The organism is Streptomyces sp. NPDC050549 (assembly GCF_040655035.1).
Taxonomy (GTDB): domain Bacteria; phylum Actinomycetota; class Actinomycetes; order Streptomycetales; family Streptomycetaceae; genus Streptomyces.
In genome coordinates this window covers 141,644-165,845 of the sequence record NZ_JBFAJD010000010.1, presented here as the reverse complement: position 1 = coordinate 165,845, position 24,202 = coordinate 141,644, and the positions used below count along the sequence as shown (strand labels likewise).

Below are 24,202 nucleotides of genomic sequence, written 5' to 3'. Positions count from 1 at the left end.
CAGTTCTGCTCGGACGCGTCAGTCCAGGTCCTCGTAGGCGTCCGCGTAGCCCAGCCGGGGACCTGCGGAGACCGTCGGGGCTGTGACGCGCGTAGCGAAGTCCTCGCGTCGGCGCGCGGCGTCCGGATCATGAACGTCCTCGTGCACGACCACCCACACCGTGACCTCGCCCCGGGTGTCGTCGCGTACGCCCCAGTCGTCGGCCAGCGCCGTGATGATGTTCAGGCCGCGCCCGCCGTGTGCCGTGACCGACGGGGTGGCCGGAGACGGGCGGGTCGGGCCGCCGCCGTCCGTCACCTCGACCGTGAGCCGCCCGCCCGTGTCCACGCGCCAGGCGCAGCGGACGTCACCGTCACCGGCCAGGGCGTCGCCCAGGGGCCGGCCGTGTTTGCACGCATTGCTCAGAAGTTCGGAAAGGATCAGTACGGCATCGTCGATGACCGCTTCCGACACCCCGCCCGTGCGCAACTGGTCGCGCATGCGATGTCTTGCCTGCCCAACGCCCGCAGGGCCATGGGTCACGGCCATGCTCGACGACGTGGGCACCTCCTGTGCCACCACCAACGCCACCCCCGAGACCTCCTTCGCCCCACGCCACGGTGTGGATGCCCTCTTGGCCTGTACCGGAAACCGGCCAATCCACGTTCAGTGACGCATTCGCAACGATCGAACACGGACCGAACGCGCCGGAGCACTCCCTGTAATCGGGTGGCTTGTTTTCGATGGTGTGGCCGAGTTCGGAGGATGGTGCAGGTGAGGCGCCCGGGTCAAGGGGTGTTTGGCGGTCTTTATGAGGTTCTTTAATGTTCTCTGCCGAGCTGGCTCAGAACGGCCCGCGGGCGGTTGGTGATGATGGCGTCAATGCCCAGGTCAACGCAGAGATCGACGTCCTCGGGCTCGTTGACGGTCCACACATGCACCTGATGACCGGCGTTTTTCAGCCGCTCGATGTACGCAGGGTGATTGCGCACGATCCTGATGGAGGGGCCTGCGATCCGGACACCGGCCGGAAGTCGACCGTCCCGGAGGCGCGGCGAGAGGAACTGCAACAGGTAGACCGTGGGCAGCGTCGGGGACGCGGCCCGCACCCGGTGCAAAGATCGCGCCGAGAAACTCATGACCCGTACCGGGGAGTCGGCGGCGGAGGCCGGGGCGTCCAGCCCGAAGCGCTTCAGAAGCACCAGCAGCCGTTCCTCGACCTGCCCCGCCCAGCGCGTCGGATGCTTCGTCTCGATGGCCAGCTCCACCCGCCGGCCCGCGTCCGCGACGAGTTCGAGCAGCCGCTCCAGGGTGAGCACGGAGGTGTCCTCGTGGTCCTCCGGAAGGTGCAGCCAGTCCGGCTCCTCGTCCCGCGTCTTCCAGGAGTCGCGGGACAGGTCGCGGCTCTTCCAGGAACCGAAGTCGAGGGCGGCCAGATCGGCGAGCTCCAGCGCCGAGACCGCTCCGCGTCCGTTCGACGTACGGTTGACGCGTCGGTCGTGGACGCAGACGAGATGGCCGTCGGCGGTCAGTCGTACATCGCACTCAAGCGCGTCCGCGCCGTCCTCGATCGCCTTCTTGTAGGCGGCGAGGGTGTGTTCGGGGGCCTCTTCGGAGGCTCCGCGGTGGGCGACGACTTGGATCCGGTGCTGCCGTGCGTGGGTCACCGCGTCATGGTGCCACCGCAAAGGGGTACACGTGGAACCGAAAAGGCGTAGGTATGCGCCTTTTCGGTGCCTATGACCGCTTATAAAGGATCGCCATGGACCCACAGGCACCGCTTATGGTGCCCTGACGTCCGGTGGGAAAAGCTGACGGCATACAAAAGCACCAGCACAGCTGTTTCGCGCCGGACCGTCGACAAGCGTGAACGAGTGTGACCGCATGCTTCCGAGAACAACAGCCGTGGACCGAGGAGAAGAGCTGTGAGCACCGAGAACGAGGGCACTGAGGTACCCCCGGCCCCGTCTGCACCTCCTGTGCCGGTGGAATCTCCCGCAGCTTCCCCGCAGGCGGCTGCGTCCGAGGGGAGCGCGCCCACCACGCAGCTCCCCCCGGTGCCTCCGAGCGCCCCGCAGGAAGCACCGCACGCCGGGCACACACCCGCGTACGGCGCCGCGCCGCAGGCATCCGGCCCCGAGAACACGGGATCCGCTCCCGACGCCGCCTGGCCGCCCCCGCCCACCACACCGTCGTACGCCGACGGAGGCACCGCCGCGGGCGCGTACGGCGGCGAGGGCGTGGGCGGCTACGGCGGTGACGGATACGGCGGTGACGGTGCGTCCGGTGCGGGTGGCTACGGCGGTGACGGCGCGGGCGGCTGGGGCACCCCGTACCAGCAGCAGCCGGCGCCCAAGAAGTCCGGTGGCGGACGCGGCGGGCTGATCGCCGCCGTCCTGATCGCCGCGCTGGTCGCGGGTGGCCTGGGCGGTGGCCTCGGTTACACCCTGGCCAAGGACAACGACAACAACAGCAACTCCACCACCGTCTCCGCCGACACCGGCAGCAGCGCCTCCGTCAAGCGCGACCCGGGCACCATCGCCGGGGTGGCCGCCAAGTCCCTGCCCAGCACGGTCACCATCGAGGCCGAGAGCACCAGCGGCGAGGGCGGCACCGGCACGGGCTTCGTCTTCGACACCCAGGGCCACATCGTCACCAACAACCACGTCGTCGCCGACGCGGTCGACGGTGGCAAGCTCACGGCGACCTTCCCGAACGGCAAGAAGTACGACGCCGAGATCGTCGGCCACGCCCAGGGCTACGACGTCGCGGTCATCAAGCTCAAGAACGCCCCCACCGACCTCAAGCCGCTCGCCCTCGGCGACTCGGACAAGGTGGCCGTGGGCGACGAGACCATTGCCATCGGCGCCCCCTTCGGCCTGTCCAACACGGTGACCACGGGCATCATCAGCGCCAAGAACCGCCCGGTCGCCTCCAGCGACGGCAGCTCCACCAGCAAGGCGTCCTACATGAGCGCCCTGCAGACCGACGCCTCCATCAACCCCGGCAACTCGGGCGGCCCGCTGCTCGACGCCCAGGGCGCGGTCATCGGCATCAACTCCGCGATCCAGTCGACCAGCAGCGGCGGCCTCAGCGGCAGCAGCCAGTCCGGCTCGATCGGCCTCGGCTTCGCCATCCCGATCAACCAGGCGAAGTACGTCGCCCAGCAGCTGATCAAGACCGGCAAGCCGGTGTACGCCAAGATCGGCGCCTCCGTCTCCCTGGAGGACAGCACCGCGGGCGCGACGATCACCACCGGCTCCTCCGCGGTCGAGGCCGGCGGCCCCGCCGCCAAGGCGGGTCTCAAGGCCGGCGACGTCATCACCAAGCTCGACGACTCGGTGATCGACAGCGGCCCGACCCTCATCGGCGAGATCTGGACCCACAAGCCGGGCGACAAGGTCACGATCACGTACAAGCGCGGCGGCACGGAGCACACCACGGAACTGACCCTGGGGTCACGGGTCGGCGACAGCTGACACACACGGCGGCAGACGTTCGACCGGCGGGCCGGGCAGGGGTTTCCCTGCCCGGCCCGCCCGTTTTCCGCCCCCTCCCTCCACCGGCGCGTGCACACCGCGGGAACCGGATTCCTCCCTGCGGCGAAGTACGGGTGAAAGCCCAATCTTCATCAGCGTGTTCGCATGGACGAGAGGAGCCCCGATGACCGTCGAACCAGGCATCAGGGTGGGGCAGGACAGTGACGCCCCGACGAGTGACGCCTCGGTGATCGAACGGTCCTGGGACGAGCCCGAGGCATTCGCCGCGCTCTTCGACCGCCACGCCGACTCGGTGCACCGTTACGCGGCGCGCCGGCTCGGCCCGGAGGTGGCCGAGGACCTGATGGCGGAGACGTTCACCATCGCGTTCCAGCAGCGCTTCCGCTACAACACGGAACTGGCCGACGCCCGCCCGTGGTTGTTCGGCATCGCGACCAACCTCGTGGGCCGGCACCGGCGCGCCGAGGCCCGGCGGCTGAAGGCGATCGGCCGGCTGCCGTCAACCGCCCCCGCCGACGGTTCCGAGGACGCGGTCGCCGACCGGGTGGCCGCGCGGGTCAGCGCACAGGCCGTACGCGGCGAACCGGCCCTGGGCATGGCCCGGTTGCCCGCCCGCCACCGGGACGTGCTGCTGCTGGTCGCGTGGGCCGACCTGGGCTACGAGGAGGTCGCCCGCGCCCTGGAAATACCGGTGGGAACGGTCAGGTCACGGCTGCACAGGGCCCGCAGAAAACTTCGCGATGCATTGGGCGGATCCGATCCGACAACCCTCCGAGAGGAATCCGACGTTGAGGAATCCGACGTTGAGGAATCCGACGATGAATGAGATGCGGCTCCTGAGGGAGTGGGACGCGGAAGCGCCCCCGCTCACGGACCACGCACGCGCGCGTGCCCGCCTCCGCCTGCACGAGGCGATGACCGCGCCCGCCACCCCCGTGGCCGTCGGTCGACGCCCGTTGCTGCGCATCGCGGTGGCCGGCGTCGCGACGGCGGCGGTCGCCACGACCGTGCTGGTCGCCAACGACTCCTCGCCCCGCACCCAGCCGGTGAGCGCGACCACCGTGCTCCAGGGGGCGGCGGCCGAGGAACGCAGACTGGAGAAGCCGATCGCCGCACGCGACGACCAGTTCATCTACACCAAGGAGGTCATCAAGGAGACCCCCGTCGGGGGCGGCCCGACCCGGACGTACGTCGACGAGAACTGGAACTCGGTCGACGGCTCCAAGAGGTCGTACGTCAGCGAACTCGGCCACAAGCAGTGGGTCCCGGTGTACGGGCCGGGCCAGAGCACCTGGCCGCCGAGCAAGTGGACCGAGCTGAAGCTGATGCCCACCGATCCGCGCAAACTCGCGATCGACCTGCGGGACATGGGCGGAAAGCCGGACTACAGCAAGCCGATGAAGCCGGGCGACTGGCCGATGGTCCAGTACTTCCTCTCCGGCCTGCTCCGCACGCCCGTCCTGCCGCAGGGACTGCGCTCCGCCGCCTACGAGGCGCTCGCCACCGTCCCCGGCATCAAGGTCGTACCCGGCCAGAAGGACGCCGACGGCCGCGTGGGCATCGGCATCCGCTTCGTGCCCGGCCCGGGAACGTCCCGGTCACCGCTCCTGGTCTTCGACGCGAAGACATACCGGTACCTCGGCATGCGCGATCAGCGGACGGCCGGTGGGAAGACGTACGAACAGTGGTCGTACGTCGCGGCGAGCGGTGTGGTGGACCGGATGATGGAGCGGCCGTAGCGAGGTGACGCGCAGGTCGCAGGGGGGTGTCGCTCAGTGGGCGGCGCCCCCGCCACCATGAGCCATGCGACCGGAGGACTGGCATCTCACCCATGACGCCGACGAATTCCTCGCCCGGGCCGGGGAGTTCCTGCGCTCACGACCCGCAGAGCACACCATGGCGCTCACGACGATCGAGAAGATCCGAAAGCGCGGAGTGAGCACATCCGGCGTCGAGGCCCCGCTGTTCGGCCGACTGGAACGAGGGGGCGAGGTGCACGCGGCCTTCTGCCGAGTGACCGCCCACCGCCACCTGAACCCCACCTCGCTCACCCCCGGGCAGGCCGACACCCTCGCCGCACGCCTGGTACGGCTCGGCCAACCGCTCTCGGGCGTCATCGCGGACCACGACACGGCCGACGCGTTCGCACGGGCTTGGCAGTTGCACACGGGTGCGAGGTCGGTACGCACCTGGGGTGCCCGTCTCCACCGCCTCGGCACACTCACCCCACCCCGGCCGACCCCAGAAGGCCGGTGCCGAGTCGCGGGCGAGCAGGACCGTGAGCAAGTCGTGCGCTGGTGCCGCGAGTTCTGCGTAGACGTCGGCGAGACCGTCTCCATTGCCCTCATCGACGCCGGCTCCTGGACCACCTCGCGCTTCGGCGACAGACACTTCACCCTCTGGGAGACCCCGGACGGCACCCTCACCTCCATGGCCGCCGTGACTTCGATGACCGCCGACATGGTCAGGGTGGACCCCGTCTACACCCCGGCCCTCCTCCGGGGCCACGGCTACGCGGGCGCCGTGACGGCCGAGCTGAGCAGAGCCGCGCCGACCGCGGGCGCGACGGACGTCGTCCTGTTCGCCGACCCGGCCAACGCCACGAGCAGCGCCCTCTACCGACGGATCGGGTTCGTACCGGTCGGGGACTTCATCGGCTACGAATTCACCGGGTACGACTTCACGGGTGCGGCGTAGGAGTAGCTCCACGGGATGCCTCCAGCAGGACCACGCCACCTGCGCACCCCCGATGCCGGTACGCTGTACCCGCTCCGTCCCTGGTGGGCGGCAGTGCAGGTGGGTTGCCCGAGCGGCCTAAGGGAACGGTCTTGAAAACCGTCGTCGCAGCGATGTGACCGTGGGTTCAAATCCCACACCCACCGCCGGACGAGAGCCTCTGACCAGCTAAAACGGTCGGGGGCTCTCGCCGTTTCCGCTCGCTGTGAGTACCCGTCATTCACCGTTGCTTTCCGTTGCTCCCCGGGCGACCAGGGATGTCAGGGGCATGGTCACCCCTCGTCATTCAGGCACACGAACTCATGAGCGGGAATGACGGGCTCGCCGGGTGTCGGGTCTATGGCGCCGATCCTGATGGTCACGGTCGCCACGGGGATCGCGGAGTTCGCTGCCTTCGGGTGCATCAAACGCCAACGGTGCCTGGGCGGGACCTTCTTCGCCGGCAACTCGAATGTTGCCAGCTCGACCCAACGGTCGTAGTTGGTGGGGTAGCAACGTACCGGTGCGTGGCACTGTGGGCAGATGCGGGGCTCGATTCATTCCCGTTCATCCGGGTCGGACTCGGGGTTCGGTGCCGCTGTGGCGCCCTCGCACTCGGCCAGCTCGTTGGCGACCTTGTTCCAGCACCTGTCGCAGAGGTCGGCCGACAGGGGAATGATCCGTCCGCGCTCACGAACATCGGGCCCGTTCGAGGAGCACAACAGGCACTCAGGCCGGCTGACACCGTGGGGAACCGCCATTTTCCGAGTGTGAGTGCCCGGTACATCATTCAAACAGAGCGCCTTTCGGCCTTATTCGCCAAAGTCGCACTTCAGTGTCCTGATCAGTGTGCAGGTGCCACTACCGCCTCAAAACACCACATACCCCAGCTTCCTTGCACTCATCGTGGTGTTGGTAAGGGGCGCCCTCAATTGAGGACGCCCCTTACGGGCGTTGGTCGTGTGGCCATCACGCGCCGCGCTCCGGTCTCACCCCCGCCGCCCCGTCATCCGTGCCGCCGAAGCGATCGTCGCCCGTGCCTCCCGTTCCGACAGGCCCGTGCCCAGGGCGGCCTCGACCAGGGGCTCGACGAGTGCCGGGCCGATGTCGTTCTCGTAGGCGCGGCAGGCCGCCCAGAAGAGGCGGGTGTTGCGTTGGCCCTCATGGGCCGCGAGGACGAACTGGACGAGGCCCTGGCCGTGTTGGCCGGTCGAGGTGGGGGTGGGGTGGTCGGTGCGCGGTGGGGGGAGGAGCAGGCGAAGGAGTGAGGGCGGGCAGGGGGCCGGTGCGAGGTGGGCCGTTGCGGGCGCGGCGCCGTAGAAGCCGTGTTCGGTGCGGGAGCCGGGGCCTACGAGGTAGCCGCCGGCGCCGCGGATATCGATGCCGGGGGCGAGGCGGCCCGCGGAGTTGGGGACGATCACGTCGGGTGGGCCGGTGAGCCAGAGGTGCCGGCCGCCGCTGGGGGTCAGGACGACGACTGTCTCGGGGATCGTGAACAGGTGGCGGAGGGCCAGTTCGCGCAGGGCGGAGGACGAGTCCGTACCGGATTTGGTGTCCAGGTCGACGCCGATCAGGTGGTGCGGTGGCAGTCCGCACGCGATGCCGTAGCCGGTGGCCCAGGGGGCGGCGGCGAACAGTTCGCGGATGCGTGCCGGGTCGGTGGAGGCGTCGTAGACCCCGTGGCCGAACAGTCCGCACTCGCCGTGGCAGGGCGGTCCTGCGGTGCCTGTCGCGCCCACCAGGTCGGTGTCGTCGCGGTGCGGCGAGCGCAGGGCCGGGAGTTTTGTTCGGGACAGGGGGATCACGGCCAGTCCGCGTTCGGCGGCTGACAGGGCGTGTGCGAGGGCCAGCGTGGTGGCCTGCCGGTCGATGGTGGCCATGGATCCATGTTCGTACGAGTGTTCGAAAAAGGGAAGAGGGGGTGGCGGTGACGCGCCCGGGAGGGGGCGGTTGCCGGGAAATGTGGCGGAACGCTTCGCCTCTTGTGTGGCCCAGGGCGGGATGTCCGTACCACCCTGAACTGCGGCTTTGGTGGAGTCAAAGGGGTTTATCGACTTGTCATCACGCTTCAGGGGGAATAACCGCTTCCGGCCTGGTTCGCCGGGGATTCGGTGGGCAACTCTGGTCTCGCGACGTCGTGCACCACACCAGGGCGGTAGGCCAACTGCCCTGGTAGAAGCCGTACTTGAAGCCGTACTTCATGTGCGTCCGGCTCAGCAGGCCGCCACGCACTCTGTTCTGGAGGAACAACATGGCAAGCATCCGTACCGCCCGCGTCATCGCCGCCGTCTCCGCCCTCCCGCTCGCAGCCGCCCTCTTCACCGGCGTCGCGGCGGCGGACAACGGCGCCATCGCGGGCAACGGATCGAACGCGGGTGTGGCGACCGTCAGCGGCAGCGGGGTCGGGCACGACAACAAGGGCAACTCGTCCACCACACAGCAGCAGGCGGTCGGCTCGGGGGCCTCGAACCAGAGCAACACCGCCCAGGTCAACGGATCCGCGTTCACCGCCATCAACCAGGGAAACTCGAACGTCGCCGTCAACTTCGCCAACTTCTGGTAGCCGCGCCCGACGACTTCCGTGCGGGGATGCGCGGAGGCGTCTGAGGGTGTGTGAGGTGTGCTCTGTGGGGTCGTAACGCGTCTGTGCGGTGGTGCTTCGGTGCCACCGCACAGACGTTTTCGCGTGCCGCACAGACGTTTTCGCGTGCCGCGCGGACGTTTTCGCGCGCCACGCGCGCGCGGCCGGGCGGCAGTGCGCCTGTGCACTGACGACCTTGACAGTCCACGGCATCTGACGGACAGTCAGAAACCATCGTCCGTACGGCTGAGGCTGTGACTCCGTACGGCTACGACGACCCGGAGGTCCGCGTCGTGCACCTCGCCCCCACCCCTCGCCAGCAGCGGTTGCGTGCCGAACTCCGGGCGTACTTCGCCGCGTTGATGCCGGACGGACCACCCCGCGCGGACGACCCCCAGGGACAGCGGGCGTTGCTGCGCCGGATCGGCGGCGACGGGTGGCTCGGGCTCGGCTGGCCGGTCGAGTACGGCGGTCAAGGGCGCGGCGCGGACGAGCAGTTCGTGTTCTTCGACGAGGCCTACCGGGCGAACGCGCCCGTCTCGATGGTCACCCTGAACACCGTGGGGCCGACGCTCATGAAGTACGGCAGCGATGCGCAGAAGGCCGCCTTCCTGCCGGGCATCCTGCGCGGGGAACTCGTCTTCGCGATCGGCTACAGCGAACCGTCGGCGGGCACGGACCTCGCGTCGTTGCGGACCCGGGCCGTACGCGACGGTCAGGGCTGGCTGATCGACGGGCAGAAGATCTTCACCTCCAACGCCCACAACGCCGACTGGATCTGGCTCGCCTGCCGCACCGACCCCGAGGCCCCCAAACACCGCGGCATCTCGATCATCCTCGTCCCGACCGACGCGCCCGGCTTCTCCTGGACCCCGATCGACACGGTGGGCGGGCAGCGGACGACGGCCACGTACTACGACGGTGTCCGCGTGCCGGCGGCCAACCTGGTCGGCGCGGAGAACGAGGGCTGGTCTCTCATCACCAACCAGCTCAACCACGAGCGGGTCGCCCTCGCCGCGACCGGCATGCAGGCCGAGGACTTCTACACGGCCGCGCTGACCGCCGCCCGCACACCCGATCCGGTGACGGGCAGGCGCCGGGCCGACGAGCCGTGGGTGCGGGCGCAGTTGGCCGAGGCGCACGCCCGGCTGGCGGCGACCCGCCTGCTCAACTGGCGGTTGGTGGGTGACGTGGGAGCGGGCCGACTGGCGCCCGGCGACGCGAGCGGCGTGAAAGTCGTGGGAACCGAATCGACGGTGGCGGTGTACCAGATATGTCAGCACGTCGCCGGAGCGGACGGCGGGCCGGCCGGGCCAGGCGGGTCAACCGGACTGACGGGACTGACGGGACTGGTGCGTTCGGGTTCGCCGGGTGTCTTCGGAGACGGCGAGCTGGAGCGGTTGAACAGAGCGGCGCAGATCAACACGTTCGGGGGCGGGGTGAGCGAGGTGCAGCGGGAGATCGTTGCCACGATGCGGCTCGGGATGGCCAGGGGGCGGCGGTGACGGGGGAGACGGTGGTGAGTGCGGTGGTCGATGAGCTGGGGGCGCGGCTCAAGGCGTACGAAGGGCGTCCGGCCGCCGTCGCGGGCACCGGCAAGGACCCCGTCAACGAGCCGATGATCCGGCACTGGTGCGAGGCGATGGGCGACACGAATCCGGCGTACGCCGGCCCGGACGCCGTCGCCCCGCCCACCATGCTCCAGGCCTGGACCATGGGCGGCCTCTCCGGGCATTCGGGACGCACGGGGGCCTACGACGAGCTGTTCGACCTGCTCGACGAGGCGGGCTGCACCTCGGTGGTCGCCACCGACTGCGAGCAGGAGTATCTACGGCCCCTGCGGCCGGGGGACGAGGTCACCTTCGACGCGGTGATCGAGTCGGTCTCGGACCGCAAGACGACGAAGCTGGGCACGGGGTACTTCGTCACGACGCGCATGGACGTGCGGGTGGGCCAGGACCTCGTCGGCACCCACCGCTTCCGCATCCTGAAGTACGCCCCCGCACGGCAGAAGCAGAAGAGGCAGCAGGAAGAGAAACCGGCTCGCGCCCGCCGCCCCCGTCCCGTGGTCAACCGCGACAACGCCGGCTTCTGGGAGGGCGTGGAGCGGCATCAACTCCTCATCCAGCGCTGCACGAGCTGCGGGACGCTGCGCCACCCCTGGTTGCCGGGCTGCAACACCTGTGGCGGCCCGGACTGGGACACCGTCGAGGCGAGCGGCGACGGGACCGTCTACTCGTACGTGGTGATGCACCACCCGCCCTTCCCCGCCTTCGATCCTCCCTATGCCGTCGGGCTGATCGAACTCGCCGAGGGCGTGCGGATCGTGAGCAACGTGGTGGGGATGCCGTACGACAAAGTGCGCGTCGGGCTGCCGGTACGGCTCGAATTCCGGCGCTACGACGACGATGAGGACGATCCGCTGGTGCTCCCCGTCTTCCGGGTCCAGGAAGGCCGAGAGGGCCGAGAGGGCGGGGTGGGCTGACATGGACTTCACCCCCACGGAGGAACAGGTGGCGGCCCGTGACCTCGCCGCCCGGATCTTCGGTGACCTCGCGACTCCCGAGCGGCTCACGGCGGCCGGGACGAGCAGCGACCCCGAGCTGTGGAAGGCGCTGTGTGCCGCCGGACTGGTGGGCGCCGTCGGGGAGTTGGGCCTGCTCGGCCTCGTCCTCCTCCTGGAGGAGCAGGGGCGGACGACGGCCCAGGTGCCCTTCGCCTCGACGTGCGTGTACGGGCTGCTGGCGGTGGCGGCGCACGGTTCCCGCGAGCAGCGGGAGCGGTTGTTGCCGGGCATCGAGGACGGATCGGTGGTGGTGTGCGGGGCGTTTCCGGCGCAGGGAGGTGTACGGGCGGCGGGCGAGTGGCGTGGCGGTGAACGGGCCTCCGCGCAGGGTGAGTTGACCGGCACGGTCCCTGTTGTCCCCTGGCTGCGTGACGCCACGCATGTCCTTGTCGCCGACGATCTCGGGGAGTTGTGGCTGACGCCGGTCACGGACGCGACCCACGTCGAACCGGTCGAGCTGACCGCACCCTGGTCGGCGGGGCGGCTGACACTGGACGGCACGCCGGCGGAACGGCTCGGTGCCACGGAGGCCCGTGCCGACGGTCTGACCCCCGCACGTGCCGATGTTCGCGTGACGGCCCACGCCGACGTCCTCGCCACCGCCCGTACCGCCTTCGCCGGTCTCCAGGCCGGGGTCTGCGCGGGGTCGCTCGCGCGGGCCGTGGCACATGTCGACGCGCGGGAGCAGTTCGGGCGTCCGCTGGCCACCCGGCAGGCGGTCCAACTCCGGGCCGCCGACGCGTACATGGACATCGAGGCGATACGGGTGACGGCGTACGAGGCGGCCTGGCGGCGCGACGCGGGCCTGCCGTACGCCACGCACGCGCTGACCGCGGCCTGGTGGGCGTCCGAAGCGGGTCGGCGAGTCGTCGACACGGGTCAGCATCTGCACGGAGGTGCGGGAGCGGACCTGGACCATCCGGTCCACCGGCACTTCCTCTGGGGACGCCAGTTGGACGCGTACCTGGGCTGTGGGGCCGAAGTGCTCCAGGAACTGGGGGAGTTGATCGTGAACGAGGAGGCGCAGCCATGAGGGCAGGAGGCGTGGCCGTGGCCGTGAGCGTGGGGCAGGAGTTGCCCCCGCTCGAAATCGAGATCACCCGCACGCTGATCGTCGCCGGAGCGATCGCCTCCCGTGATTACCAGGACGTGCACCACGACGCGGAGTTGGCGCGGCTGAAGGGCTCCCCCGACATCTTCATGAACATCCTGACGACGAACGGCCTGGTCGGCCGCTACATCACGGACCACTTCGGCCCGCGAGCCGTCCTCCGCAAGGTCGCCATACGGCTCGGCGCTCCCAACTACCCCGGCGACACCATGGTGTTGACCGGGAGAGTCGAGGAGACGGACGGCGACACGGCGACAGTGCGCGTACTCGGGACGAACGGCATCGGCAGACATGTGACCGGCACGGTCGTGGTCACGGTCGCCGTACCGACGGCGACGGAGGCCGGGGCATGAGCGCCCGCACCCGCGACACCCTCGGCGGACGGGCCGCGATCGTCGGTATCGGGGCCACGGAGTTCTCCAAGGACTCGGGGCGCAGCGAACTGCGGCTGGCCGTGGAGGCGGTGCGGGCGGCGCTGGACGACGCGGGGCTGACACCGGCGGACGTGGACGGGATGGTGACGTTCACGATGGACACCAACCCGGAGATCACCGTCGCCCAGGCCTGCGGGATCGGCGAGCTGTCCTTCTTCTCCCGGGTCCACTACGGCGGCGGCGCGGCCTGTGCGACCGTCCAGCAGGCGGCGCTCGCGGTGGCGGCGGGGGTCGCCGAGGTGGTGGTCTGCTACCGCGCCTTCAACGAGCGGTCGGGGCGCAGATTCGGCTCGGGCGTCACGCACCGGGAGCCGTCGGCGGAGGGCGCGGCGCTCGGCTGGTCGCTGCCGTTCGGGCTGCTCACCCCGGCGTCGTGGGTGGCGATGGCGGCGCAGCGGTATCTGCACACGTACGGCCTCACACCCGAGGTGTTCGGTCAGGTGGCGGTCGCGGACCGCAAGTACGCGGCGACCAACCCGGCGGCGTACTTCCACGGCAGACCGATCACCCTCGCCGAGCACGCGGCCTCGCGCTGGATAGTGGAGCCGCTGCGGCTGCTGGACTGCTGCCAGGAGACGGACGGCGCGCAGGCGATCGTCGTCACGTCGGTGGAGCGGGCCCGTGACCTGCCGCGCCCGCCGGCGATCGTAGCGGCGGCGGCCCAGGGCGCCGGTCGGGCGCAGGAACAGATGACCAGCTTCTACCGCGACGACCTGACCGGCCTTCCGGAGATGGGCGTGGTCGCACGGCAGCTATGGCGGACGGCGGGGCTCGGGCCGGACGACATGGACGTGGCGATCCTGTACGACCACTTCACGCCGTTCGTGCTGATGCAGCTGGAGGAGTTCGGGTTCTGCGGAAAGGGAGAGGCGGCAGACTTCGTGGCCGAGGAGCGGGTGCCGATCAACACGCACGGGGGACAGCTCGGGGAGGCGTATCTGCACGGGATGAACGGAATCGCGGAAGGCGTGAGACAACTGCGAGGCACCGCAGTGAACCGGATACCGGGGGCCGACCGGGTACTGGTCACGGCGGGTACCGGGGTACCGACATCCGGGCTGATCCTCACCACCGACGCCTGAGCCCCGGCCCACCGCAGCCAACCGAGCCTGACGCGCCCCGGACAACCGACTCCGGACGACCGACTCCGGACGACCGACTCCGGACGACCGACTCCGGACGACCGACTCCGGACAACCGAGCCCCCGAGCAACCCACAGCGTCGACCCCCGCAGGGTCCTGCCCCCAGAGGGGACCCGCAACGCCAGCCCCCGCAGGGTCCTGCCCCCAGAGGGGACCCGCAACGCCAGCCCCTCGCCCAGCTCACCCCCAGGGGTAAACCCGCAGTACGTCCTGGTTGCTCGTCCACCTTCAGGAGGTGGAGCCAGCCCCACCACTACAACCTGAGGCGGAGTCTGCTTCGGGACCTGCGGCCGATCCGCCGAAGCAGCGATCGCTCATAGCGTGGAGCCATGACCACAGCCGTCTGCACCAGCGCTTCGAACGCCGTCGCACGGGCCGCCGAACGGGCCGACGCTCTGACCACGACACGGCCCGGCACCCGCCCCGCGGCGCGCCCCGCCGTACGCCCGGCCGCCCGTCCCGCCACCCGGCCCGCGGCTCGGTCTGCGCAGATCCAGCCGACCGCGACCGCTGCCGCCACTGCCCTCACGTACCCCTCGTTCTCGTCGTACATGAGGGCCAGGCAGCCGGTGCTGCTGCGGACCGCGCGGTCGCTGACCGCGAATCCTTCCGACGCCGAGGACCTGCTGCAGACTGCGCTGACCAAGACGTATGTCGCCTGGGAGCGGATCGAGGACCACCGGGCGCTGGACGGCTATGTGCGCCGGGCACTGCTGAACACGCGGACCTCGCAGTGGCGCAAGCGCAAGGTCGACGAGTTCGCGTGCGAGGAGCTGCCCGAGCCGGAGCCGGGCGGCGGCGCGGAGGACCCGGCCGAGCAGCAGGCGCTGCACGACGCGATGTGGCGGGCGATCGCGAAGCTGCCGGACCGGCAGCGGGCGATGGTCGTCCTCAGGTACTACGAGGACCTCAGCGAGGTGCAGACGGCCGAGGTGCTCGGGGTGTCCGTGGGTACGGTGAAGTCGGCGGTGTCGCGGGCACTGGGGAAGCTGCGCGAGGATCCGGAGCTGGTTCTCGTACGGTAGGACCCGGACAGGTCGAGTGATCGATCACCCGTCCCTAGTGACATACCGTGCGGTATGTGCGCAGAATCAGCGCAACCCTTACTACCGCGTAGGCAATGTCGCCCCGGGAGGACGCCGTGCTGAGCACCATGCAGGACGTACCGCTGTTGATCTCCAGGATCCTGACCCACGGGTCGACGGTCCACGGAACATCGCAGGTCATCAGCTGGACCGGTGAGGGAGAGCCGGAGCGCCGTTCCTTCGCGGAGATCGGTGCCCGGGCGGCCCAGCTCGCCCACGCCCTGCGCGAGGACCTGGGTGTGGCGGACGGCGAACGCACGGCGACCTTCATGTGGAACAACGCCGTCCATGTCGAGGCCTACTTCGCGATCCCCGCCATGGGCGCGGTGCTGCACACCCTCAACCTCCGTCTTCCGGCCGACCAGTTGGCGTGGATCGTCAACCACGCGGCCGACCGGGTGGTGATCGTCAACGGTTCGCTGATCCCGCTGCTCGTACCCCTGCTGCCCAAGCTGCCGACGGTCGAGCATGTCGTCGTCTCCGGACCCGGCGACCGCAGCCCGCTGGACGGCACTTCCGTGCGCGTGCACGAGTACGAGGACCTGATCGCCGGCAAGCCGACCACGTACGACTGGCCCGAGCTGGACGAACGCCAGGCCGCCGCGATGTGCTACACCTCCGGGACCACGGGCGACCCCAAGGGTGTGGTGTTCAGCCACCGTTCGATCTACCTGCACTCCATGCAGGTCAACATGACCCAGTCGATGGGGCTCACGGACCAGGACACCTCACTGGTCGTAGTGCCCCAATTCCATGTAAACGCCTGGGGTTTGCCGCACGCCACCTTCATGACCGGCGTGAACATGCTGATGCCGGACCGCTTCCTGCAGCCCGCGCCGCTCGCCGAGATGATCGAGAGCCAGCGCCCGACGCACGCGGCGGCCGTGCCCACCATCTGGCAGGGCCTGCTCGCCGAACTGACCGCCAAGCCGCGCGACGTCTCCTCCCTCACCCAGGTCACCATCGGCGGCTCGGCCTGCCCGCCCGCCCTCATGGAGGCCTTCGACAGGCTGGGCATGCGGGTCTGCCACGCCTGGGGCATGACGGAGACGTCCCCGCTGGGTACGGTCTCGCGCCCGCCGGCCGAGGCGGTCGGCACGGAGCGGGAGTTCGAGTACCGGCTGACGCAGGGCCGTTTCCCGGCGAGCGTCGAGGCCCGCCTCACCGGTCCCGGCGGCGAGCGGCTCCCCTTCGACGGCGAGTCGGCGGGCGAGCTGGAGGTGCGCGGCCCCTGGGTCGCCGGCGCCTACTACAACGGCCCCGACGCCGAACCCCTGCGCCCCGCCGACAAGTTCAGCGAGGACGGCTGGCTCAAGACCGGCGACGTCGGCACGATCTCCCCCGACGGCTTCCTCACCCTCACCGACCGCGCCAAGGACGTCATCAAGTCCGGCGGCGAGTGGATCTCCTCCGTCGACCTGGAGAACGCCCTGATGTCCCACCCGGACGTCACCGAGGCCGCCGTGGTCGCCGTACCGGACGAGAAATGGGGCGAGCGCCCGCTGGCGACGGTCGTCCTGCGGGAGGGCTCCACCGCCGACTTCGAGTCCCTGCGCGCGTTCCTCGCCGAGGCCGGGAAGATCGCCAAGTGGCAGCTCCCCGAACGCTGGACGATCGTCGAGGCGGTCCCGAAGACGAGCGTCGGCAAGTTCGACAAGAAGGTACTGCGCAGGCGCTACGCCGACGGCGACCTGGATGTCACCGAGCTCTGACGGCTGCCCGGACTGCTCGGCCGGTAGCCGGTGATCCCCACCGGCTACCGGCCGAGCGGGCCGACGAACCGGTCCAGCCGGGAGACGACCTTCCGCAGTACGTCGACCGACCCCTCGGCGTCGTCCTTGAGCTCCAGCGAGTGGTCCGCCGAGGGAATCTCAAGAACCTCGTGCTGCCGCAGGGACGCGGCGACCCGCGAGTCCCACAGCTTGTCGGCACCGCCGCCGACGAGAAGGGTCGGCGCCTGGGCCCGCCGGAGGCCGCGTACCACCTGGTCGATCGTCAGAACAGGAGTGAGCCAGGCCGCCGCGATGTCCCGCTCGGCCGCGACTCCGCACCCGAGGGAGCCCAGGGACTTCCCGACGACCAGCCGACAGGCCCCCGCCTCGGCGTCGACGGCCCGCGAGACCTCCGCCTCCACCCACGCGATCCGCTCCTCCTCGGTGAACCGCGAGAAGTCGTCCGGGATCCGCCACCACAACTCCTGCACCGTCCAGCCGTGTTGGAGGAGTACGGCACGAGCGAAGTGCAGCAGCGGCATGGCGGGCGTGTACCCGACACCCGGCACGACGACCGCGACACGATCGGGCGCACCGTCGTAACGGGTGGGGACGGCGAAGGGGCCGGTCATGGGCGTGGACATGCCCGCAGGCTACTGGCCCGACTGGCCCGACTGGCCCGACTGGCCCGACTGGCCCGACTGGCCGGACCGGTCGGCTAGTTGGTGCCGATCCGAGCCAGCAGGTCCACGATCCTCGACTGGACCTCCGTGCTCGTGGACCGTTCGGCGAGGAACAGCACGGTCTCCCCCGATGCCAGCCGCGGCAGATCCGCCTGGTCCACCGCGGCCGTGTAGACGACGAGCGGGGTGCGGTTGAGCTGCCCGTTCGCCCGCAGCCAGTCGACGATCCCGGCCCGCCGCTTGTGCACCTGGAGCAGGTCCATGACGACCAGGTTGGGCCGCAACTGCCCCGCCAGCGTCACCGCGTCCGCGTCGCTCGCGGCCCGCGCCACCTGCATCCCGCGCCGCTCCAGCGTCGCCGTCAGGGCCAGCGCGATCTCCGCGTGCTCCTCGATCAACAGCACCCGCGGCGGATGCTGCTCACTGTCCCGGGGCGCGAGCGCCTTCAGCAGTACGGCGGGATCGGCGCCGTAGGCCGCCTCCCGCGTCGCCTGTCCGAGTCCGGCGGTGACAAGTACCGGCACCTCCGCCGCTACCGCGGCCTGCCGCAGCGACTGCAAGGCCGTCCGCGTGATCGGGCCGGTCAGCGGGTCCACGAACAGCGCCGCAGGGAACGCGGCGATCTGCGCGTCGACCTCCTCGCGCGAGTGCACGATGACGGGCCGGTACCCGCGGTCGCTCAGCGCCTGCGTGGTCGTCACGTCCGGCGCGGGCCACACCAGCAGCCGGCGCGGGTTGTCGAGCGGCTCCGGAGGCAGTTCGTCGTCGAGCGGCTGCGGCCTCGGCGTGTCCGCGATCTCCACGGCCCCGCCCGGTCCGTCCAGCGGCTCGGGCCCCTCGGCCGCGTTCTCGTCCGGTGCTCCTATGGCGTACGACCGTCCGGCGCCCTCGGTGATCGGCGAGAGCCGCGACTGCCCGGCCATCGAGTGCTGAGCCTGCTCACCCTGGGGATGCGGACGGGCCGCCTGCTCCGGCGCCCCGGCCGCGGGCTCGGGCCGCGTCCCCAGCTTCCGCCGCCGCCCGCCGCCGCCCGGCTGATGCGGCGGAGGCGTGGCGGTCGGCTGCTGCACCTGGGCCGCCTGCCGCGTGAACGGCACGCCCTGCCCCAACGTCCGCACACTGATCGCCCGCCCCTGAGTGGAGTTGGGATCAACACCCCCGACCGAAGCCCCGGCCGGCGCCTGCACCGCAGCTTCGGCGGGCAGCGGCTGCGCGACCCGGGGTTGCGCGGCAGCAGCGGGAGCGGCCGTTGTCGGGGCGTTCGGGTTCGGCTGCGGATTCGGGGCTACGGCGGGGTCGGCGCCGTTCGCCGGTACGGGGGCGCCAGGGACCGGCTGAGCGGCGGGAAGCGCCTGCGGCGGTACGGCCGCAGCGGGCGCACCGGGCTGGGCCTGAGCCCCGGCGACCTGGCCGGGGATGCCGTGCGGAGAGACCGGCTGCCCCTGGGCGCCGGGGACGCCCTGCGGCGGAATCGGCTGACCCGGGAGTCCTTGAGGTGAGACGGGCCGGCCGCCCGGCCCGCCCTGCGGCAACGCCGTCTGTGCCGGGATGCCCTGACCGGGGGTCGACTCCGCCGGGAGCGGCATCGGCTGGGCCGAAGTGGTCTGTCCCTGACCGGGGAGGCCCTGCGCGGGGGCGAGTTGCACGGCGGCGCCCGGCTGACCGGGCACGGGCTGACCGCCGACGGGCGGACCACCGACCGGCTGCGCCGCACCCTGCACCTGTCCCGGGAGCCCTTGTCCCACGGCCGTGTCGCCGGCCGCCGCGAGCTGACCGGAGTTCTGCCCGGGCAGCACGGGCGCGACCCCGACCTGTGCCGGTACGCCGACGGGAACACCCGGCCCCTGCTGAACCGGCTGCTGCCCAGGAGCGACGACCTGCTGTCCCTGGCCCGCCGTCCCCTGTGCCGGAACCACCGCGGCCGCCGCCTGCGCCGGCACACCCTCCGCGGGCTGCTGCGGCTGGGCCACGGCCCGGCGCCGCCGCCCGGTGGGCGCGCTCGCGGGATGCGGCTGCGGCGGAGTGTGGTCCTCGGACTGGTCGTGCAGAACGGCGTCGTGCCGCCCTTCGTCACCGGCAACCTGCCCCGGAGCGACCGGAACTCCCGGGGCGACCGGCATCTGCGCGCCCGTCTCCGGCGTCCGGTCCGCCTCGGCCGGCGGCAGCGCGAACACCGTACGGGCACCCGCCTCCTGCGCGGCGGCCCGCTCGGCCGCAGCCGCAAGGGCACGCCTACGACGCCCGGTCGGCTGCCCGTCCTCGCCACCGGAACCACCGGAGCCGTCGGCCGCACCCCCCGCAGGACCTCCCGCGGGCAACGCGGGCGGCAGCGCCTGCCGCTCGCCACCGGCGGGCGCGGGCACACCCTGCGGCGGCACCGTCCCGCCCAGTCCCGTCCCCGAGGCCGCCGTACCGGCCGCATGCTCGGCCGCCGTCATCACGGCACCCTCGGACACGCCCTCCGCGTCGTCCCCGTCACCGGCGCCGCCCTCGGCCGCCCGCCCGCGCCGTCGCCCCGTACCGCTGGAAGCGCCGTCGCCGCCCGCCTCCACGGCCGCCGCCGACTCCTCGCCCGCACGCCTTCTGCGCCGCCCGGTGGGCACCGCGGCCTCACCGTCGGAGCCGCCGGACTCGCCGTCCGGCACCTCGCTCTCCAGGAACGCGTCCACGGAGGACCGCCGGGCCCGTCGCCGCCCGCTGTTGCCGCCGGCCTGCTCGGGTACGGCGAGCTCGGCACCGCCGGTCGCGGCCGGAACCGCGACGGCCCCTGCCCCGCCCCCGATCGGAACCTCCAGCACATACGCGCTGCCGCTCATCCCCGGTACGTCGTGCGTCTGCAGCACTCCGCCGTGCGCCCGCACGATCCCGCGCACGATCGGCTCGTGCACCGGGTCTCCCCCGGCGTACGGCCCACGCACCTCGATCCGTACGACCTCGCCGCGCTGCGCCGCCGCCACGACGACCGTGTTGTCCATGTAACCGCCCGCCGACGCGGGCGAGTTGCCGGTCGCGTCGACGCCGGCGACGTCCGCGACGAGGTGGGCGAGCGCGGTGGCGAGCAGCACCGGGTCGACCTCGGCCTCGATGGGCGGCGCGTGCACGGCGAACTGCACGCGTCCCGGCCCGATCAGTTCCACGGCCCCGTCGACACCGGCGGCGACGACCGCGTCCAGCATCACTTTGGTCCGCGAGATCTCCTCGGCCCCGGTCTCCAGCCGCTGATAGCCGAGCACGTTGTCGATGAGCTGCGTGATGCGCGAGTAGCCGGCCGACAGATGATGGAGGACCTGGTTGGCCTCGGGCCACAGCTGCCCGGCGTCGTCGGCGGCCAGCGCGGCCAGTTCCCGGCGCAGTTCGTCGAGGGGCCCGCGCAGCGAACGCCCGAGTAGCGTGAGCAGTTGCTCGTGCCGTGCGGCCAGCTCCTCGTAGCGGTCCTTCTCCCGCTCCCCGAGCGCGGCGTACCGCTCCTCGTTCGCCGCGAGCTCCTCCTCGTGCTGCTCCTGGAGCTCCTCGACCTCGGTGATGTGCTTCTGGCGCAGGGCGGTCAGCTCGGAGGCGTGCTCCTCGTCGATCCGCTCCAGCTCGTCCCGGTGCTGCTTGTCGGCGGCCTCCTTCTCCTCGGCGAGCGAGTCGTAGGGCCGCCGGTCGGTGAAGGTCATCACGGCGCCGACGAGCTGGTCGCCGTCGCGCACGGGCGCGGTGGTCAGGTCGACGGAGACCCGGTCCCCGTTCTTGGCGAACAGCACCTGCCCGCGCACCCGGTGCTTGCGCCCGGACCGCAGGGTGTCGGCGAGCGGCGACTCCGCGTACGGGAACGGCGAGCCGTCCGCCCGCGAGTGCAGCACGAGGGTGTGCAGTTCCTTGCCGCCGAGGTCGCTGGCGCGGTACCCGAGGATCTGGGCGGCGGCCGGATTGACGAGCACGACCCGCCCGTCCGTGTCCGTTCCTACGACACCCTCGGCGGCGGCGCGCAGGATCATCTCGGTCTGCCGCTGCGAACGGGCCAGCTCGGCCTCAGTGTCTACGGTGCCGGAGAGGTCGCGGACGACGAGCATCAGCAGTTCGTCGGCGGTGTAGCCGTAGCCGTCGTAGGCCTGCTGGCCGTCTTCGAGGTTGGCGCTGGTCACTTCGACCGGGAACTCGGACCCGTCCGTCCGCCGTGCGATCATCCGGGTCGGCTTGGTCCGGCCGCGCGGGTCCATCGAGTCGGGGCGCCGCATGGAACCGGGGATGAGCCGGGAGTCGAACTCCGGCAGCAGGTCCAGCAGTCCGCGTCCGACGAGCGCGGTGCCGGGCGCCTCGAAGGCTTCCAGCGCGATGGTGTTCGCGTTGACGACCGTCCCGTTGGCGTTGACCAGCACCAACGCGTCGGGGAGTGCGTCGAGTATGGCTGCGAGGCGAGCAGCGCCTCGGGATGGCCTGCTGCTCACGAGACGCTTCCTCCCTGTTACCGCACCTTGCCGACCGCGGAGGCCATCTTGCCAACCGGCCCGCGACGTGTCACGCGAGGGAGTCTAAAGGCACTCCTCGTGCTCGCGGAGTGAGATGAGAGGGAGGTCGCACGGTGAAGTGACGCAGAACGTGTGACCGAACACCGACACCCCCCGATCCCCGGAGTTTCTAGTGGCCGGCGCCGAGGTCGGGCAGCAGCGGGACCATCCGGTTCCAGCGGGAGATCTCGCAGCCGTTGCTCCGGTCGTACGTCGTGTCGACGGGGCGTCCGGCCCATGTGCCGGTGACGTGGGCGGTGGCGGGGCCGCCGTAGATCATCGTGCACATGCTGTCGGGCGGCACCGGGGCGAAGGGGTCCTTGCCCCACCGGGTGTTGCGGCCGACGGCCTCGCAGGCGCCGGTCACGTCCGGGTGGGTCCCGCCGCCGGGGTGGCAGTACAGGTCGCGCGTGCCGTCGGCGGCGCCCGCGTGCCGGACGGTGACGGTGAGATGGTCGCCGCCGGACCGGTCCTCGTCATTTCCGGGCGGTGGGGCGAGGGTGCGGGCGGTCGTGGGGGACGCGGTGGCGGGCGTCGCGGCCACTGCGCCGACGGTGGCGGCGGACGCGGCGGCGATCACGAGGAGACGGTTGACCTGCAACATGACCTGACTAACGCCCACTGCCCCCGGACGTTGCGGACACGGCGGCCGGCATCAACGGCTTTGCCCTGCGGCCCGCCTGCCTAGTACCGTAGACCGCGATTGGTGGCACCCCGCTCGTCTGTGTCATCATCTGCACGCACCACTCGCGCTCGCGCGGGAGGTCGTTGCTGGAGGCGTCGCCTAGTCCGGTCTATGGCGCCGCACTGCTAATGCGGTTTGGGACGCAAATCCCATCGAGGGTTCAAATCCCTCCGCCTCCGCACCCCATCCGAAGCCCCGGTCGAAGCGACCGGGGCTTCGGTCGTTCACAAGGTCGTTTTCAGGCCGTTTCCGCAGCTCACAAGGGGTACGGCTAACGGATTTCACATGGCGGCGGCAGTCATGTAATGTTCTTCCTGTCGCCGCGAGCGGGCCGGAAGGGCCGGGAGCGGCGAAGGAAAACAAGAGAAAATCAAGCACTCGTAGCTTAACGGATAGAGCATCTGACTACGGATCAGAAGGTTGCAGGTTCGAATCCTGCCGAGTGCACATCAGTGACAGGGACCCTGTGGATCACTCCACAGGGTCCCTGTTCTCGTCCGGCGTCACGGGTTCCTCCTCGCCGGCGCGAGGGCGCCGGCTGCTCACCGCGATGTACAGGCCCCAGACGGTGACGAGTGCCCCAGCCACCGCGCCCAGGTCGATGGCGGTGTTCTTGATCCAAGCAAACGACCTCTCCGGTGTTGTCGGCCGTCACCTTCCACCGCCACGCCGCGCGGTCGTCCTTCGCCAGTACGCCCGCGGGCGGATGTCAACGGCCCGTCACATCGGCGTGGAAGAACCGCGCTCGCCCGCCTCCCGTTCTCGGATCTGCCCGGCCCGCGAGAGACGGGTTGCCGCCAGTCTGCGGGGCGCGGTCGCGCGGCGCTTTACTTGAAGAGTCTGAGGAGAAGGGCGGGGACACGGCATGCGTATAGGGATCACCGGGCACCGAGGGCTGCCCAGCGACACCGGGCGGGCGGTCACCGCGGCCATCCGGGAGGCGGTGAACGCCTGCCCCGTGGCCGACCTCGTGGGTGTTTCGTGCATCGCGGACGGCCCCGACGCGTGGTTCGCCCAGGCGATCCTTGAGCACGGCGGCTCGCTTGAGATCGTCGTACCTGCCTCGAAGTACCGTGCGTCTCTGCCGGATTGGCACCAGGCGGTCTACGACGACCTCGTGCACCGGGCGTCCGAGGTGCACGGGACCGGTCTGACGGACGCCGACTCCCACGCCCACATGGTCGGCAGCGAGGTCCTGGTCGGTCTGGTCGACGAGCTGTTCGCCGTCTGGGACGGGCGGCCGGCACGCGGTCACGGCGGTACCGCCGACGTCGTGGCGTACGCGGAGCGCGCCGGCGTACCCGTACGGATCCTGTGGCCCGCCGGAGCCGCCCGCGACTGAGGGCAGTCCCGACGGCGGCCCGCCCGGCAACGCCCTCGACCGCCAGGCACCCGCCGCACACCCATCCGCTCCTGCGCCCATCCGCCCCGGCACCCAAGTGACGTTGCTCACATGATTTCGTGTGCTCGGCGAGGGTGTCAGCGAGGTCGGCGACCAGGTTGTGATGAACAAGCGAT

20 protein-coding genes and 3 tRNA genes are annotated in these 24,202 nt (G+C 70.9%); 16 read left to right on the top strand and 7 right to left on the bottom strand.

The genetic code is table 11. The annotated features are described in order from the left end of the window. Positions 1 to 18 precede the first annotated feature (18 nt). Positions 19 to 528, bottom strand: coding sequence for an ATP-binding protein (locus AB0I51_RS17450; protein WP_362976050.1), 510 nt, complete (start codon positions 526 to 528; stop codon positions 19 to 21). A gap of 272 nt (positions 529 to 800) precedes the next feature. Then, positions 801 to 1,646, bottom strand: a complete 846-nt coding sequence (locus tag AB0I51_RS17445; RefSeq protein ID WP_362975885.1) for a glycerophosphodiester phosphodiesterase — start codon at positions 1,644 to 1,646, stop codon at positions 801 to 803. 258 nt (positions 1,647 to 1,904) lie between these two features. Between AB0I51_RS17445 and AB0I51_RS17440 the strand changes: the two genes are divergently transcribed. From AB0I51_RS17440 to AB0I51_RS17420, 5 genes are all read left to right on the top strand, one after another. Beyond that, on the top strand, positions 1,905 to 3,458 hold the full coding sequence (locus AB0I51_RS17440) for a trypsin-like peptidase domain-containing protein (protein ID WP_362975883.1): 1,554 nt from the start codon (positions 1,905 to 1,907) through the stop codon (positions 3,456 to 3,458). A 184-nt stretch (positions 3,459 to 3,642) separates the two neighbouring features. After that, on the top strand, positions 3,643 to 4,305 hold the full coding sequence (locus AB0I51_RS17435; protein WP_362975881.1) for an RNA polymerase sigma factor: 663 nt from the start codon (positions 3,643 to 3,645) through the stop codon (positions 4,303 to 4,305). Beyond that, entirely contained in the window at positions 4,298 to 5,218 is a 921-nt protein-coding gene (locus tag AB0I51_RS17430) for a CU044_5270 family protein (protein ID WP_362975879.1), read from the top strand. Before AB0I51_RS17435 ends, AB0I51_RS17430 begins: the two co-directional genes overlap by 8 nt. A gap of 64 nt (positions 5,219 to 5,282) precedes the next feature. Beyond that, entirely contained in the window at positions 5,283 to 6,176 is an 894-nt protein-coding gene (locus AB0I51_RS17425; protein WP_362975877.1) for a GNAT family N-acetyltransferase, read from the top strand. Between the two features lie 98 nt (positions 6,177 to 6,274). Continuing rightward, positions 6,275 to 6,361 (top strand) — tRNA-Ser (locus AB0I51_RS17420). Between the two features lie 126 nt (positions 6,362 to 6,487). On the opposite strand, the gene AB0I51_RS17415 is transcribed toward AB0I51_RS17420, so the two are convergent. Together AB0I51_RS17415 and AB0I51_RS17410 are read right to left on the bottom strand one after the other, a co-directional pair. Continuing rightward, positions 6,488 to 6,739: a DUF6083 domain-containing protein gene (locus tag AB0I51_RS17415; protein ID WP_362976048.1), complete on the bottom strand. Its 252-nt coding sequence runs from the start codon at positions 6,737 to 6,739 to the stop codon at positions 6,488 to 6,490. 444 nt (positions 6,740 to 7,183) lie between these two features. Next, positions 7,184 to 8,074: a bifunctional DNA primase/polymerase gene (locus AB0I51_RS17410; protein ID WP_362975875.1), complete on the bottom strand. Its 891-nt coding sequence runs from the start codon at positions 8,072 to 8,074 to the stop codon at positions 7,184 to 7,186. Between the two features lie 371 nt (positions 8,075 to 8,445). Between AB0I51_RS17410 and AB0I51_RS17405 the strand changes: the two genes are divergently transcribed. The 8 genes from AB0I51_RS17405 (at position 8,446) to AB0I51_RS17370 (ending at position 16,826) form a co-directional block, all read left to right on the top strand. Continuing rightward, positions 8,446 to 8,757, top strand: coding sequence for a hypothetical protein (locus tag AB0I51_RS17405; protein ID WP_033285529.1), 312 nt, complete (start codon positions 8,446 to 8,448; stop codon positions 8,755 to 8,757). Between the two features lie 311 nt (positions 8,758 to 9,068). Next, on the top strand, positions 9,069 to 10,280 hold the full coding sequence (locus tag AB0I51_RS17400) for an acyl-CoA dehydrogenase family protein (protein ID WP_362976046.1): 1,212 nt from the start codon (positions 9,069 to 9,071) through the stop codon (positions 10,278 to 10,280). Positions 10,281 to 10,294: 14 nt separating this feature from the next. Next, entirely contained in the window at positions 10,295 to 11,260 is a 966-nt protein-coding gene (locus AB0I51_RS17395) for a bifunctional MaoC family dehydratase N-terminal/OB-fold nucleic acid binding domain-containing protein (RefSeq protein ID WP_362976044.1), read from the top strand. A 1-nt stretch (position 11,261) separates the two neighbouring features. Next, positions 11,262 to 12,374 (top strand): acyl-CoA dehydrogenase family protein, encoded by a 1,113-nt coding sequence (locus AB0I51_RS17390; protein WP_362975873.1) that lies wholly within the window; start codon positions 11,262 to 11,264, stop codon positions 12,372 to 12,374. Positions 12,375 to 12,397: 23 nt separating this feature from the next. Next, complete coding sequence (locus AB0I51_RS17385) at positions 12,398 to 12,805, top strand: MaoC family dehydratase (RefSeq protein WP_362976042.1); 408 nt, start codon at positions 12,398 to 12,400, stop codon at positions 12,803 to 12,805. Continuing rightward, positions 12,802 to 13,968 (top strand): lipid-transfer protein, encoded by a 1,167-nt coding sequence (locus tag AB0I51_RS17380; protein WP_362975871.1) that lies wholly within the window; start codon positions 12,802 to 12,804, stop codon positions 13,966 to 13,968. Before AB0I51_RS17385 ends, AB0I51_RS17380 begins: the two co-directional genes overlap by 4 nt. A gap of 390 nt (positions 13,969 to 14,358) precedes the next feature. Beyond that, positions 14,359 to 15,054 carry a SigE family RNA polymerase sigma factor gene (locus AB0I51_RS17375; RefSeq protein ID WP_362975869.1) on the top strand — a complete coding sequence of 232 codons (696 nt, stop codon included), beginning with the start codon at positions 14,359 to 14,361 and terminating at the stop codon, positions 15,052 to 15,054. 95 nt (positions 15,055 to 15,149) lie between these two features. Then, positions 15,150 to 16,826: a long-chain fatty acid--CoA ligase gene (locus tag AB0I51_RS17370; protein WP_362975867.1), complete on the top strand. Its 1,677-nt coding sequence runs from the start codon at positions 15,150 to 15,152 to the stop codon at positions 16,824 to 16,826. Between the two features lie 44 nt (positions 16,827 to 16,870). Here AB0I51_RS17370 and AB0I51_RS17365 read toward each other — a convergent pair whose 3' ends face one another. The 3 genes from AB0I51_RS17365 to AB0I51_RS17355 all read right to left on the bottom strand — a co-directional run bounded on the left by AB0I51_RS17365 (position 16,871) and on the right by AB0I51_RS17355 (position 22,603). Further along, the gene (locus tag AB0I51_RS17365) at positions 16,871 to 17,470 is read right to left on the bottom strand and encodes an alpha/beta hydrolase (RefSeq protein WP_362975865.1); all 600 of its coding nucleotides are present in this window, start codon (positions 17,468 to 17,470) and stop codon (positions 16,871 to 16,873) included. A gap of 74 nt (positions 17,471 to 17,544) precedes the next feature. Then, complete coding sequence (locus AB0I51_RS17360) at positions 17,545 to 21,939, bottom strand: PAS domain-containing protein (RefSeq protein WP_362975863.1); 4,395 nt, start codon at positions 21,937 to 21,939, stop codon at positions 17,545 to 17,547. A gap of 190 nt (positions 21,940 to 22,129) precedes the next feature. Next, the gene (locus tag AB0I51_RS17355) at positions 22,130 to 22,603 is read right to left on the bottom strand and encodes an SSI family serine proteinase inhibitor (protein ID WP_362975861.1); all 474 of its coding nucleotides are present in this window, start codon (positions 22,601 to 22,603) and stop codon (positions 22,130 to 22,132) included. A gap of 169 nt (positions 22,604 to 22,772) precedes the next feature. Here AB0I51_RS17355 and AB0I51_RS17350 point away from each other — a divergent pair. The 3 genes from AB0I51_RS17350 to AB0I51_RS17340 all read left to right on the top strand — a co-directional run bounded on the left by AB0I51_RS17350 (position 22,773) and on the right by AB0I51_RS17340 (position 24,026). Continuing rightward, positions 22,773 to 22,863 (top strand) — tRNA-Ser (locus AB0I51_RS17350). A gap of 195 nt (positions 22,864 to 23,058) precedes the next feature. Further along, positions 23,059 to 23,131 (top strand) — tRNA-Arg (locus AB0I51_RS17345). A gap of 418 nt (positions 23,132 to 23,549) precedes the next feature. Then, positions 23,550 to 24,026 (top strand): hypothetical protein, encoded by a 477-nt coding sequence (locus AB0I51_RS17340; protein WP_362975859.1) that lies wholly within the window; start codon positions 23,550 to 23,552, stop codon positions 24,024 to 24,026. Positions 24,027 to 24,202 lie beyond the last annotated feature (176 nt).